General features: G+C 72.1%; 12 protein-coding genes. 10 read left to right on the top strand and 2 right to left on the bottom strand.

Annotated elements, in window-relative coordinates; genetic code table 11:
• Positions 1–3: 3 nt before the first annotated feature.
• Positions 4–1,323 (top strand): capsule biosynthesis protein, encoded by a 1,320-nt coding sequence (locus HB662_RS00480; RefSeq protein ID WP_168046087.1) that lies wholly within the window; start codon positions 4–6, stop codon positions 1,321–1,323.
• Positions 1,324–1,552: 229 nt separating this feature from the next.
• Here the strand turns inward: HB662_RS00480 and HB662_RS00475 are convergent, their stop codons facing one another.
• A complete protein-coding gene (locus HB662_RS00475) occupies positions 1,553–2,335 on the bottom strand; it encodes an SDR family NAD(P)-dependent oxidoreductase (RefSeq protein ID WP_245185359.1) in 783 nt (260 codons plus the stop codon).
• Positions 2,332–4,026, bottom strand: a complete 1,695-nt coding sequence (locus HB662_RS00470) for a capsular polysaccharide export protein, LipB/KpsS family (RefSeq protein ID WP_168046085.1) — start codon at positions 4,024–4,026, stop codon at positions 2,332–2,334. Before HB662_RS00470 ends, HB662_RS00475 begins: the two co-directional genes overlap by 4 nt.
• A 291-nt stretch (positions 4,027–4,317) precedes the next feature.
• On the opposite strand from HB662_RS00470, the gene HB662_RS00465 reads away from it, so the two are divergent.
• The 9 genes from HB662_RS00465 (at position 4,318) to HB662_RS00425 (ending at position 13,614) form a co-directional block, all read left to right on the top strand.
• Complete coding sequence (locus HB662_RS00465) at positions 4,318–4,734, top strand: DVU3141 family protein (protein WP_168046083.1); 417 nt, start codon at positions 4,318–4,320, stop codon at positions 4,732–4,734.
• A 38-nt stretch (positions 4,735–4,772) separates the two neighbouring features.
• Entirely contained in the window at positions 4,773–5,582 is an 810-nt protein-coding gene (locus tag HB662_RS00460) for an ABC transporter permease (RefSeq protein WP_168046081.1), read from the top strand.
• Positions 5,582–6,232, top strand: coding sequence for an ABC transporter ATP-binding protein (locus HB662_RS00455; RefSeq protein ID WP_168046079.1), 651 nt, complete (start codon positions 5,582–5,584; stop codon positions 6,230–6,232). The genes HB662_RS00460 and HB662_RS00455 overlap by 1 nt, the downstream gene beginning before the upstream one ends.
• Positions 6,201–7,421: a capsule biosynthesis protein gene (locus HB662_RS00450; RefSeq protein WP_168046077.1), complete on the top strand. Its 1,221-nt coding sequence runs from the start codon at positions 6,201–6,203 to the stop codon at positions 7,419–7,421. Before HB662_RS00455 ends, HB662_RS00450 begins: the two co-directional genes overlap by 32 nt.
• 212 nt (positions 7,422–7,633) lie before the next feature.
• The gene (locus tag HB662_RS00445; RefSeq protein WP_245185358.1) at positions 7,634–9,427 is read left to right on the top strand and encodes a polysaccharide biosynthesis/export family protein; all 1,794 of its coding nucleotides are present in this window, start codon (positions 7,634–7,636) and stop codon (positions 9,425–9,427) included.
• A gap of 130 nt (positions 9,428–9,557) precedes the next feature.
• The gene (locus HB662_RS00440; RefSeq protein ID WP_342449412.1) at positions 9,558–10,538 is read left to right on the top strand and encodes a Bug family tripartite tricarboxylate transporter substrate binding protein; all 981 of its coding nucleotides are present in this window, start codon (positions 9,558–9,560) and stop codon (positions 10,536–10,538) included.
• 60 nt (positions 10,539–10,598) lie between these two features.
• Positions 10,599–11,528: a hypothetical protein gene (locus HB662_RS00435; RefSeq protein ID WP_168046075.1), complete on the top strand. Its 930-nt coding sequence runs from the start codon at positions 10,599–10,601 to the stop codon at positions 11,526–11,528.
• Positions 11,529–11,582: 54 nt separating this feature from the next.
• Positions 11,583–12,563, top strand: coding sequence for a CorA family divalent cation transporter (locus HB662_RS00430; RefSeq protein WP_168046073.1), 981 nt, complete (start codon positions 11,583–11,585; stop codon positions 12,561–12,563).
• Between the two features lie 94 nt (positions 12,564–12,657).
• Positions 12,658–13,614, top strand: a complete 957-nt coding sequence (locus HB662_RS00425) for a Bug family tripartite tricarboxylate transporter substrate binding protein (protein WP_168046071.1) — start codon at positions 12,658–12,660, stop codon at positions 13,612–13,614.
• The last annotated feature ends 73 nt before the right edge of the window (positions 13,615–13,687 follow it).

Here is a 13,687-nt window from a genome sequence, read left to right as displayed (position 1 = left end):
CACATGCCGCCCCATCCTTCGCACGCATCTCCGCCGGACCGGACCGGGGAAACTCAGGCCCGGCCCCGGACCGGCCCTCGGCACTTCCTGTTCCTTCAGGGGCCGATCAGCCCGGTCTTCTTCGAGGTCGCGGCCGGGCTCGCGCAGCTCGGCCATGTCGTGCACCGCATCAACCTGTCGCTGGGCGACCGCCTGTTCTGGCGCCAGATGCCGGGCGTGCGCCCGGCGGTGGACTACCAGGGGACGCAGACCGCCTGGCCGGAGTTCATCGCCGACTACCTCGATAAGCATGGCATCACGGATATCCTGCTGCTCGGCGAACAGCGCGCCTACCACCGTGCCGCCATCGCCGCCGCGCATCGGCGCGGCGTGACCGTGGCCGTGACCGATTTCGGCTATTTCCGCCCGGATTGGGTGACCCTGGAACGCGACGGCATGGGTGGGGACAGTCATTTCCCGCGCGACCCGGGCGCCATCCAGGCCCTCGCCCAGGGCCTGCCGCCGGCCGACCTGACGGAGCGCTATCGCGACGATTTTCGCCTGCAGGCACAATGGGACGTGGCCTACCACCTGGCCAACCTCGCCCCCTGGCCGTTCCCGCGCTACGTCAGCCACCAGCTGCACCACCCGATCTACACCTATCTCGGCATCGCCCGGCGCCTGCTGCGGCGCCGCGCGGAGCATGCGGAAGGGCTGCGCGCGCTGGAGGCGATCGGCAGCGCGCCGTTCTGGCTGTTCGCCATGCAGATGGAGACGGATTTCTCCGTCCGCGCCTATTCGCCCTACCCCGACCTCGACACGCCGATCGCGGAGGTGCTCGACAGCTTTGCCCGCATGGCCCCACCCGAGGCGCAGCTTCTGGTGAAGGTGCACCCGCTGGACCCCTGCGTGAAACGCTGGGGTCGCCGGGTGAACGCCATGGCGCGCCGCGCCGGAGTGCAGGGCCGCGTCCATGTGGCGCATCACGGGCCGCTGGACGCCATGCTGCTGCGCGGGCGCGGCCTGATCACCATCAACAGCACCGTGGGGCTGCGCGCCCTGGCCCTCGGCCGCCCGGCCAAGGCGCTGGGCGAGGCGGTGTGGAACGTGCCGGGCCTGGCGCACCAGGGGCCGCTCGACCGCTTCTGGGCCGAGGCGGAACTGCCCGACCTGTCGCTGCGCGACGCCTTCCTGGCCGCCCTGCAAGCCACCACCCAACTCCGCGGCGTATTCTACGGCACCGAAGGCCGCGCCGCGGCCGTGCAGGCCATCGTCGCGACCCTCCACGCCGACCGCGTCGGCCCGGGCCTGCAGGCGCCGGCACGGACCAGCGCCGAGGTGTAGCGCGGGTGATGGCAGGGGGGCGTCAGCCCCCTGCACCCCCGACCAGGGGCCTCGGGCCCCTGGACCGCGAGGACCTGGGTGAAGGTGGCGGAGGGGCCGGGACGACCGCGAGCATGGAGCGCGCACCGGCCCCTCCGCCACCATCACTGACGAATCACGAGGTCCAGGACCCGGGTCCTGGCGGGGAGGTGCAGGAGGGGCAGCGCCCCTCCTGCAAGCCACCCGCGCCTTACCCCTCCGGGCTCACCCGGAACCGCATGCGGCGGCTGGCCCAGTCACCGAGGCGCGGGGGCATCAGGGCGAGCAGGCGCAGGGTCAGGGCGAGGGGCCAGGGGAAGGCGGCGTTGGGGTGGCCGGCTTGCAGGGCCTGGTGGACCCGGTCGGCGGCCTGGTCCTGGGTCAGCAGGAACAGGCGGGGGCCGTGGAAGCGTTCGCCCATGGCGCTTTCGAAGAAGCCGGGGGTGATGATGGTGACGCGCAGGCCGCGCGGCGCTTCGGCGGCGCGCAGGCCCTGGCCCCAGGCGATCAGCCCTGCCTTGCTGGCGCAGTAGGCGGGAAAGTCGGGCAGGCCGCGGAAGCCGGCGACGGAGGCGATCAGGCCGATCCGCCCGGCGCCGCGCGCCCGCATGCCGGGCAGCAGGGGACCGATCAGGTTGATGGCGCCGATCAGGTTCACCGCGACCTGTCGTGCGGCGGCGGCGGTGTCTTCGGGCGTGCCGTCCGGCGCGGTGCCGGCGGAGGTGCCGGCATTGGCGACGACCAGGTCCACCGGCCCGGTGGCCTCGAAGGCGGCCAGCGCCGTGGCGATGCCGGCGGCGTCGGTGATGTCGAGCGGGGCGGTGGTGACGCTGGCGCCGCGGGTCCGGCATTCCTGCGCCACCGCCTCCAGCGCCGTGGCGGAGCGCGCGGTCAGCAGCAGGCGGGTGCCGGGGGCGGCGAAGCGCCGGGCCAGCGCGGCGCCGAGGCCGCGGGAGGCGCCGCTGATGACGATGCCGTTCGGTGCGCCCATCATTGCCAGCCTCGCAGGCGGGCGATGCTGCGCGTGAGGAAGCCCTGCAGCGCGCGCAGCCGGGCGCGGCGGCCGGTGGGGAACAGGTCCGGGCGGTCCATACGGTCCAGCAGCACCTCGGGCGGGCAGGGCAGGCGGGTCAGCGGGTCGATGCAGCGCGGATAGAGGATCAGCGCCCCGGCCACCAGTTCGTCAAGCGTCAGGTGGCGGCTGCGGGGCGGGGTGGCGGGCGGGCCGCGATCCTCCGTCAGGCCCCAGCCGGCATAGAAGGGCGTGCCCCAGCAGGTGACGGGCAGGCCGCGCAGCAGCGCCTCGAACCCGGTGAGGGAGGTGATGGTATGGACCTCGTCCACCAGCCCGAACAGCGGCGCCATGGGCACGCCGCGCAGCACCTGGTCGGCCAGACCCTCCAGCTCCGCCTCGGCGATGCGGCCGCGGCGGAAGCCGGCCTCGATGTCCGGATGCGGCTTGTACAGGATGAAGGCCTTCGGCGCGGCGGCGCGGACGGCGCGCAGCAGATGCAGGTTCTGGCGCACGCGGCCGGCGCCAAGCCGGATGGAGGCGTCGTCCTCCACCTGGCCGGGCACCAGGATGCGGATGCGGCCGGGTGGTGCTGCGATCTCCGGCACGGCGCCGGTCAGGTTGTATTTGGTGACGCCGCGCGCCACGACGGCCAGGCGCAGGGCGCGGGCACGGGTGAGCAGGGCGGGCGGGAATTCGGCGGTGGCCAGCAGCCGCGCCAGGTCGCTCTCCCGCCCCGGATCGTAGTAGGGGCCGCACTGGTCCAGGGCGAAGGAGGCGCCGGCGCGGAAGGCGGCGCCAAGGCCGGCGGAGCGGATGAAGCCATCCTCCAGCCAGCGCAATTCCACCCCGGCGGCGGCGCAGCGCGCCGGCAGGTCCTCGGGCGCGCTGGCGGACCAGGCGAGCAGGGCGCCGCCGCGGCGGGCGGCCAGCGCCACGGCGCGTTCCGGATTGCCGCTGAAGCTGGGCGGTGGCGCGGCGGAGGCGAGCAGTTCGCGTACTCGCTCCCGCTTGTAGGGGTGGATGCCGAGGCAGGCGGCGATGCCGCGCCCCTCTGCCTCCCGCGCCTGCCACAGGGCGAGCAGGTCCAGGCCCTGCTCGATGCTGCAGGCTTCGCCGCGGAACGGATCGGCGGCGCGGGTGGCGGCGAGCAGGGCGGCCCAGGTGGTGGCGGCGTCGGCGCCGGCCAGGGGGCCATCGGCCAGTTCAGCGCCGGCGGCGAGTGCCAGCAGCGCCAGGTCGCGGCTGGCGCCGTGCAGGGGCAGGCCGAGGTCGAGCAGGCACCAGGGATCGGTCGCCGGCAGGCTGCCCGGCAGCACGGGGGCGCCAGCCGCGAAGGGGTCGCGCAGCAGCAGCACCGGCTCGTCTGCTGCCTTTAGCGCATGCAGCCTGGCCAGCGCGGCCTGCCGCCCGGCCGGGTCGCAGGGGTCGAGCAGGATGTGGCGGGCAGCACCGACCTCGGGGTGGTGCCGGGGCAGGCCGGGTGGGGCGCCGAGTCGGCCGGCCGCCATCGCCGCCATCACCTGGCGCGCCTGCGCCAGGCCGGGTGCTGCCGGCTGGCGGGACAGCGCAGTTGCCACCGGGTCCGGTCCGGTGGCGATCACCAGCAGCAGCGGGAGTTGCCGCGCACCGAGGCGCGGCGAGCGGAAGGGCCCGGTTGTATAATGCAACATGGCGTGATCCGCAGGGGTGTTCCCCCTTCGGATGCCGTCGGGCCCGGCTGGTTGCAGCGTCGGCGCCTCGCCCGCTGTCGTGGCCAGCAGGCTGTGGCCAGGGAAGAAGGCGGGCAGGTAAGGGATGGCCGCCAGTGCGGCAGGCGGCAGCCGGAGCGGCGGCAGCGCGGCGTCCGCCGGCGTGGGGCCGTGATCCCCGGCTTGCGGGGGTGCTTGCCGGGGTCCTTGCATGGGTCGCTGCATGTATTTGCATTTTGCCTAAGCGGAGGGCTTCGGCTAGTCTCGACAACCATGATGCACTGCACACAGGTGCCGGCCAAGCCGGCTGCCTTCTCCAATGCCCCTGTGCTCCTGCGCGCCACGGTTGTGCTGCTGGGGCTGGTGGCCTTGACCGGTTGCGCGCGACTGGGGGCGGAGGGGCTGGGCAGTCGTGCGACGCCCGTGGCCAGCGCCCCGGCCTCGAGCGACCCGCTGGTGGTGTGGGCGGGCCAGGCGCAGCCCGGTGCGGTGGATCGGGTGACGTTGGCGAACGGGCAGACCGCGCAGGTTCGGCTGGTGCGCGCCTATTACGCCGCCAGCGGGCGCGAATGCCGCGAGATGCTGGTCGGTGCCGGCATGGTGGAACGATCCCGCCTGGTCTGCGCCGTTCCGGGTGGCTGGGTCGAGGCACGGTCCCTGCTGCGTGGCGGCGGGGCCGCCAGGCCGTGAGTGCGGCCACCGGTGGCCCGGGAGGGCCGCCCAGGGGGTTGCCGGATGGGTTTCCGGCTGCGCGGAGTCAATTCGACCGTACGATCGAGGGGCTGAAGGTCCAGGGGCGGGTCATCCACGCCCTGCTGCTGCGCGAGTTGCAGACCCGCTTCGGCCGCGGACATCTTGGCTTCCTCTGGCTGTTCCTGGAGCCGCTGCTGCTGGCCAGCATGATCGGCGTCATCAAGTCGTTCGTCTCGTCGCGGGAAATGGGCAACGTGCCGCCCTTCCTGTTCTCGGTGGTGGGCTACGCGCCGTATTTCGCCTTCCGCGCCATCATCAACCGCGCCACCACCGCCTTCCAGGCCAATATGACGCTGATGTATCACCGCCAAGTGCGGCTGATCGACATCATGCTGGCGCGCCACCTGCTGGAGATGGCCGCGGTCACCTGCGTGCTGATCATCGTGCTGGCCGGCACGTCCTGGATCACCGGCTTCATGCCGCATGACCTGCCGACGATGGTATTCGCGCTGCTGCTGCTGTTCGCCTTCGCCAATGGCCTTGGCCTGCTGGTTGCCGCCGGCGCCGCACGGTGGGAGGTGGTGGACCGCATCGTGCATCCGCTGACCTACATCTCGCTGCCCTTCTCCGGCGCGCTGTTCGCGCTGCACTACCTGCCGCGTTCCTGGCGCGAGATGCTGCTGTGGAACCCGCAGGCCAATGTGCATGAGATGCTGCGCGACGGCATGTTCGGCGACCAGATCCCCGCCTACTACGATGTGCCCTATGTGCTCGCCTGGGTGGTGCTGGTTAACCTGCTCGGCATGGCCGCGGTGCGCGCCGTGCGCACGAAGCTAGAATTCTGATGATCTACTTCGACCGGGTCTCCAAGCACTACGAATTGCGCGGCGGCGGCAAGAAGCACGTGCTGCGCAACGTCTCCGGCATCATCCGGCCCGGCGATGCGCTGGGTATCCTGGGCCGCAACGGCGCCGGCAAATCGACGCTGGTGCGGATGCTGGCCGGGGTGGAGCACCCCAATTCCGGGCGCATCGAGCGCCGGATGACGGTGTCCTGGCCGCTGGCGCATGGCGTCGGGCTGCAGAATTCGATGTCGGGCGCCGACAATGCCCGCTTCATCGCCCGCATCTACAACCAGCCGATCAAGAAGGTGCTCGACTTCGTCGAGGATTTCGCTGAACTCGGCCCGTACATGGACATGCCGGCCAAGACCTATTCGGTCGGCATGATGGGGCGGCTGCTGCTCGGCTTGTCCTTTGCGGTTGATTTCGACTGCTACCTGATCGACGAGGTGACGGCGACCGGCGACCAGCGCTTCGTGGCGCGGGCGCAGGCATTGCTGGCGGAGAAGACCCGCGGCCGATCCCTCGTGCTGGTCAGCCACGTGCCCGAACACCTGAAAATGTATTGCCGCTCCGCCGCGGTGCTGAACGAAGGCAGTCTGACCTTCTTCGAGGATGTCGATGAAGCTGTCGCCACCTATAAGGCCCTCTGAGGCCGCCACCACCTCCGGCGTGGACGCGCCGCTGCCGCAGGCGCGGCCGCGGCCGCGGCCGCGGCGCAGCCTGTTCGCGCGACTGCGGCCGAAAAGCGCGCTCGGCTGGTACGTGCTGCTCGTGCTGCTGCCCACCGCCATCGTCGGCGCCTACTACATGACCTATGCGGCCGACATGTACGAGGCCGAGGCCCGCATCCTGGTGCGCGGGCGGCCCGGTGCCAGCGGCGGCGGCGGGGCGGCCGGCATCGCCAGCATCCTCGGCGCTTCCGCCGGCGCGGTCCGGCCGGGGGCGGAGGAGGCGCAGGCGGTACGGTCCTTCGTGGATAGCCGCGATGCAGTGGACGGTCTCAGCCAGCGGTTCAACCTGGCCGAGATCTGGCGCCGGCCCGAAGCCGACCGCGTTTCCCGCCTCTGGTACGAGGATCCGGAAGCCGAGCGGCTGCTGCGCTACTACCGGCGCCGCGTCTCCGTGGAATACGACCTGGAGACCGGCATCATCACCCTGAAGGTGCTGGCCTACCGGCCGGAGGATGCGCAAGCGCTCGCCGAGGCGCTGCTGGCGCTGTCCGAGGATCTGGTCAACCGCTTCTCCGCCCGGACCTCTCAGGACACGCTGCGCGTCGGGCGCGAGGAGGTGCAGATCGCCGAGCAACGCGTGCTGTCCGCCCGCGCGGCCGTGACCGCCTTCCGCGAGCGGGAGCAGACGCTGGACCCCACCGCCTCCGTCGGTTCCGCCGTGCAGACGATCGGGCGGCTGGAGGCGGCGCTTTCGGCCGCACGGACGGAACTGCAGGAAAAGCAGGCCTTCATGCGGCGCGACAATCCGCAGGTCCAGGTGCTCAACAACCGCATCGCGGCGCTGCAGGCCCAGATCGCGACCGAACGGCAGCGCCGCACCAGTGGCGACGAGACGCTGACGCAGCAGCTTTCGGGTTATGAGCGCCTGCAGCTCGAGCGTGAATTCGCGGAACGGGTCTATGCCTCCGCCATCGGGTCGATGGAGGCGGCGCGCGCCGATGCCCAGCGCCAGCAGGTGTTCCTGATGCGCGTTGTCGAGCCGAACATGCCGGAGCGGGCGACCTTCCCGAAGGCGATGTTCAACACGATCACGCTGCTTGTGGCGCTGACCGTGCTGTTCGCGATCGGCTGGCTGGTACTGGCTGGCGCCCGTGAGCACGCCAGCTGAGGCGAGGGCCGAGGTGAGGGTCTGCGGCAACAGAAGCGGGCAATCCAGGCCCGTGCATCACGGCGGCGTGGCCTTTTCCACGCCGCCAGGACAAGTTGCCCCGACGAGGCTGCCCCCGAAAGGCTGCTCGCACAGATTGCCAAGCCAGGTTGATCGCTGGGTCTAACCGCTGGCCGGCCTCGCGCCGGCTCCATTTCCGGATTCTGCCCGACATGCTCGACTTCGCCCGCCGCCCGACTGCCGCGATCCACCGCCTGGCCTGGCACCGCCTCCCCCGCATGGTGCCGCTGCTGGCCCTGCTGCTGGCGCTGCTGCTGCCAGGGATTGCGGGCGCGCAGATCCAGGCGCCGGGGCTGCCGAATGCGGGCCAGGCAATTCGTGGCCCGGCCGTGGGCAGCCTGCCGGCGCTGCTCGGCAATACCGGCGACACCATCAACACCGCCCGCGCCGGCACATCCACCGCGGCGGAGGGCGGCCCCGTGGCCGTCGGGCCGATCGGCGACCCGGCGCGCGCCGCGGGCCCGGCCACCGTGGTGTTCGGCGCGGCGCTGTTCACCCGGGCGCCCCCCTCGGCCACCGATTCGCCCAACCCGAACTATGTGATCCGGCCGGGCGACCGCGTTTCCGTCACCATCTGGGGCTTCATCGAGGCCTCGGTGGTCGGCGTGGTGGACCCCGAGGGCAACCTGTTCCTGCCGCAGATCGGCCCGGTCCGCCTGGCCGGCACCCGCGCCGGCGATGTGCAGCGGGTGGTGGAGGCCGAGGTCCGGCGCGTCTACTCGCAGCAGGTGCAGGTCTATGCCGTGCTGCTGAATGCCAGCCAGGTCGGCGTCTTCGTCACCGGCTACGTCCGCCTGCCCGGCCGCCACATGGGCGCCGGTTCCGACAGCATCCTGGACTACCTGACGCGCGCCGGCGGCGTGGATCCGGGCCGCGGGTCCTACCGCGACATCGTGGTGAACCGCGGCGGCCGTACCGTGGCGCGGGTGGACCTTTACCGCTTCCTGCTGACCGGGCAGCTGCCCAACATCACCATGCAGGAAGGTGATACCGTCGTCGTCGCGCCGCAGGGCGCCATGGTCGGCGCCGATGGCGCGGTCCGAAACAACTTCCTGTTCGAGGTCAGCGGCCGGTCGATGCCGGGGCGCGAATTGCTGAACCTCGCCTCGCCCCTGCCGGCGGCGACCAATGTGGTGATCCGCGGCACCCGCGGCGGCCAGCCCTTCGCCCGCTACGTCACGGTGCGGGAACTGGGCGGGCTGCAGATGATGGACCAGGACACCGTCACCTTCATCACCGATGCCCCGGCGCCCACCGTGCGCGTTTCGGTCGAGGGCAGCCGCATTGGACCCTCCGTGCTGATCGCGGATCGCGATACCTCGCTCTGCACGCTGCTGGACCATGTCGCGGTGGACCCGGTGCTGGCCAACCCGGCCGGCGTCTTCCTGCTGCGGCCCTCCGTCGCGGCGCAGCAGACGCGCGTGATCAATGAGGCGATGGACCGGCTGGAGCGCCAGCTTTTCATGTCCGTCTCCTCCACCACCGGCGTCGCCGAGATCCGCGCGGTGGAGGCCAACCTGGTCTCCTCCTACATCCAGCGCGCCCGCCGCACCCGGCCGGAAGGCCGCCTGGTGGTGATGGACCGCACCGGCCGCTGCGCCGATGTGCGGCTGGAGGATGGCGATGTCATCGTCGTCCCGGAGCGGGTGCAGACGGTGCTGGTCTCCGGCGAGGTGGCGGTGCCGCAGGCCGTGGTGTGGCGGCCGGACATGCGCATCCCCGACTATGTGCGCGCCGCCGGCGGCTTCGCGGAACGCGGCGTGGAAAGCCAGGTGATGATCCGCAAGGCATCCGGCGAGCTGATCCTGGAGCCGACCGAGGGCCCGGCGCCCGGCGACGAGCTGATCGCCCTGCCGCGTCTGGACCCGAAGAACTTCCAGATCGCCCGCGACCTGCTGAACCTGATCTTCCAGTCGGCCCTGTCCGCCCGCGTCTTCATGAACTGAGCCCGCGCGGGCGTGATTTGCTGAGTGATGCCGCGCCGCGCAGTGGAGATTGCGGCGCGGCGCGGGGCGCGATACCAGATCAGGTGAAGACCGGCCCAAGGCCGGCACCTGGCAGGGAGGCCGCACCGCAGTGACCAAGACCACGATTCCGCCCATCGGCCGCCGCACCGCACTCGGCCTCGGCGCCGCGCTGCTCTCGGCGCCGGCGGTATGGGCGCAGGACCGCTACCCGAACCGGCCGATCCGCCTGCTGGTGCCCTGGGCCGCCGGCGGCACCACCGATATCCAGATGCGCGCCTTGGCCGACCAGGCTTCGAAGCGGCTCGGCCAGCCGATCGTGGTGGAGAACCGCGCCGGTGCCGGTGGCATCCTGGCACCGCAGCAATTGCTGAATGAGCGGCCGGATGGCTACGTGCTGTCGCAGATGCCGATCAGCGTGTTCCGCCATCCGCAGATGGCCCCGCGCGCGCTGTTCAACCCGCTGGAAGACTTCACCTACGTCATCCACCTGACCGGCTACCTGTTCGGCATCGTGGTGAACGCGGACAGCCCCTGGCAGACCCTGTCGCAGTTCCTGGACTACGCGAAGGCCAATCCGGGCAAGGTGAACTACGGCACGCCGGGGGTCGGCACCTCGCTGCACATCACCATGGAGCAGATCGCCGGCCAGCGCGGCATCGAATGGACGCATGTGCCGTTCCGCGGCTGGGCGGAGAACAGCCAGGCGCTGCTCGGCAACCAGATCCAGGCCAGCGCCGACAGCTCCGGCTGGGCGGAGCTCGTGCTGTCTGGCCGCCTGCGCCTGCTGACGACCTGGACCGCGGAGCGTGCCAAGCGCTTCCCCAATGTGCCGACGCTTAAGGAGAACGGCATCGACATCGTCTCGGCCTCCCCCTACGGGCTGGCCGGTCCGAAGGGGATGAACCCGGACCATGTGAAGGTGCTGCACGATGCGTTCCGGGGGGCGCTGTTCGACCCGGCCCATATCGCCATCCTGGACCGCTTCGACATGGCGCCCTTCCACCTCGGCCCGGATGAATACGCCGCCTTCGCCCGCCGCCAATATGCCGAGGAAGGCGAGATGATCCGTCGCCTCGGCCTGCGTCTGTGATGTGAACCGCCGCCCGGCCAGACATCTGGCCGGGGCGGCGGGGCTGTGGCATCCCGGGGCATGACCTCCACCGCCCATATCCGTTGCGGCGACGACCTGCGGGACCTGCTGCCGCGCGCCGGCCATGACGGGGCGTACCTGCCGATCGCGGACCCGGTCTGCGTCGGCGCCGTCTCCGATGACGAGCTGATGGCCTATCTTGGCCTGCGCGCTCGCGTGATCGCGCTGCATGCAGGGGTGGACGGGCAGGAAGCGCGGCTGCGGCTGGGCCGGGAATACATGGCGCTGAACGGGCTGGCGCGGTTCGACCGGGTGCTGCTGTGGTTCGAGCACGACCTGTGGGATCAGGCCTGCCTGATCCGCGTGCTGTCGCTGCTGGCGGATCGTGCCTCGGCAGCGGGGGCGCCGCTGGCGGACCGGCTGTTCCTGATGCCGGCCGATGGTCGCCGGCCCTTCGCCCATCTGGCGGTGGAGGAACTGGCGGCGCTGCAGCCCGTGCCGCTCGGCGCGCTGCAACTCCAGGCCGGGGCCGAGGCCTGGGCCGCCTTCGCCAGCCCCGATCCCACGGCGCTGGACCGCCTGAGCCGCCGCGCCTCGCCGCTGCCGCATCTGGCCGCGGCGATGCGGCGCCACCTGAAGGACCTGCCCTGGCGCGCCGATGGCCTGGCCCTGACCGAGCGGCTGCTGCTGCGCGCGGTGGCGGATGGCGCGGCGGACGAGGCGGCCGTGCTGCGCGCCCTGCTGGCGGCCGACCCGGTGTTCCACGTCACCGACCTGATCGTGCGGGAGGTGGCGCAGCGCCTGGCCACCGGCCCGCACCGGCTGATCACCCGCGAGGCGCCCTGGCGGCTGACGGAACGCGGCGCCGCCGTCCTGGCGGGCGAGGCGAAGCACCGCCCGGCGCCGCGCTTCCAGGGGGCGGTGATGGTGGGGCCGGACCCGCTCTGGTGGTGGGATCCGCGCGCTGCCGGCGTCCACCACGCGGCCTGACGCGGCGGGCTGGGCGCGGGTATAAACCCGCCACGCCCTCCGGTCCGATCGCCCATGCCCGATTCCGCCGCCAACCTGCCACCCTGCCATGGCCTGATTGCCGCCTGGCGGCTGGGCGATGCCGCAACGCCGCTGACCCCGCCAGATGTGGCGCGGATGGTCGAGGACGGGGAGGGGCCGCTCTGGCTGCATCTCGACCTGGTCGATGCGCGGGCCCGGCAATTCCTGCTGGCGCTGCCCGGCCTGCCCGCCGCCGCCCGCGCCGCGCTGGTGGAGGCGGAGGAGACGACGCGCGTCGAAGTCGCCGCAGGCGCGCTGTTCGGCTGCCTGCCGGACATCCATTTCGACGCGGAGGCGCAGGGCGCGCCGCCGGTCGGCCTGCTGCATTTTGCGCTGTCGCCCGGGCTGCTGGTCACCGCCCGCCGGCACCCGCTGCGCGGCGTCCACCTGGCGCTGGAGACCCCGCGGGTGACGCTTCCGGCCGAGGCGCTGGGCAGCGTGCTGCGCCACGCCATGCTGGAGTTCGCCCAGGTCATCGGTCTGCTGGCGCGGCAGATGGCGCTGATCGAGGACCAGCTTCTGCGCCCCGACCGCAACCCGCCGCGCGACGCATTGGCCACCCTGCGGCGGGAGGCGCTGCGCCTGTCGCGCCACCTGGACCCGCTGGCCGAGGCGCTGGACGATCTGGCGGAGGATTGCCCCGCGCCCCTCGCCCCGCTGGCGGCGCCGCTGCTGCTGGAGGCAAGGCGCAGCCGGGCGGCGGCCCGGGCCCTGGCCGCGGTGCTGGAACGCGGCCGGATCGCGCAGGACCAGGCGGCGTCGCGCGTCGCCGAGGAAACCAACCGCCGCCTGCTGGTGCTTTCGGTCATCTCCGCCGCGATGCTGCCGGCGAGCCTGGTGGCCGGCATCTTCGGCATGAATGTGGGCGGCCTGCCGGGCGTTGAATCGCCCGGCGGCTTCGCCATGGCGCTGAGCCTCATCGCCGCCTCGGTCGGCGGGGTGCTGCTGGCGCTGCGGCTGGGGCGGATGCTTTAGGCGGCCGGCCGCGGCGGGAGCCGCGCCGCGCGGGGTTGAGGCGACCCCCGGCCCGCGCCATGCTGCCCGCCGGGGAAACGTCAGGACGAATGTCATGCGCATGCGGATCATCGCGGCTGCAGCCTTAAGCCTTTTGACGGCACTGCCGGCGGCGGCGCAGGGGGCCTGGCCGGAGCGGCCGGTGCGGCTGGTGGTGGGCTTCCCGGCCGGCGGCCCCACCGACATCCCGGCCCGCATCATCGCGGAAAAGCTGCGCGGCCAGCTCAGCCAGCCGGTGGTGGTGGAGAACCGTACCGGCGCAGGCGGCCGCATCGCCATGGACCATGTCCTGTCGCAGCCGCGGGATGGCCACACGCTGCTGGTCTGCACCTATATCGACGCGCTGAATTCGATGAGCGCCTCGCGCCCCTATGCGCTGGGGGAATTGGCGCCGATCAGCCAGATCACCCGCGCCTATTACGCGCTGGTGGTGCCCAACGCCCTGCCGGCGGCCAGCCTCGCGGAATTCGTCGCCCTGGCGAAGGCACGGCCGGAGGGGATGGCATTCGGCCATGTCGGCCCCGCCTCGATGCCCAACCTGGTGGCGCGGATGTTCGAGGGGGCGGCCGGGGTCACCATGGTGGAGGTGCCGTATCGCGGCACGCCGCCGGTGCTGCAGGACCTGATTGCCGGGCGGCTGCAGCTTTTCGTCGGGCCGCTGGTCAACACCATGCCGCTGGCGCAATCCGGCCAGGTGCGGGCGATCGGCGTCACCAGCCCGCAGCGCCTTGCGGTGGCGCCGGACGTGCCGACGCTGGCGGAGCAGGGGATGGAGCTGGTCGCCTTCGGCTGGCTCGGGATCTGCGGCGGGGGCGGCACGCCGCCGGCGGTGGTGCGGCGGATGAACGAACTGGTCACCGCGGCCGTCGCCTCCCCCGAATATCGCGCGGCTGTGGAAGGCACCGGCGCCGCGGCGGTGTCCTCCACGCCGGAGGAACTGGAGCGGCTGATGCAGGACACCGTGACGCAGTACGGCGCGGTGATCCGGCGCTTCAACATCCCGATGGAGTGAGACAAGGAAGCCATCGCCTGGAACCTGCGGCCGCCGCGCCATGTGGCGCGGAGCCACGCCGGCGATCGAGGCG

This window comes from Falsiroseomonas frigidaquae (genome assembly GCF_012163145.1).
GTDB classification, from domain to species: Bacteria; Pseudomonadota; Alphaproteobacteria; order Acetobacterales; family Acetobacteraceae; genus Falsiroseomonas; species Falsiroseomonas frigidaquae.
The sequence above is the reverse complement of the archived record's forward strand: the minus strand, read 5'-3'. Positions and strand labels throughout refer to the sequence as shown.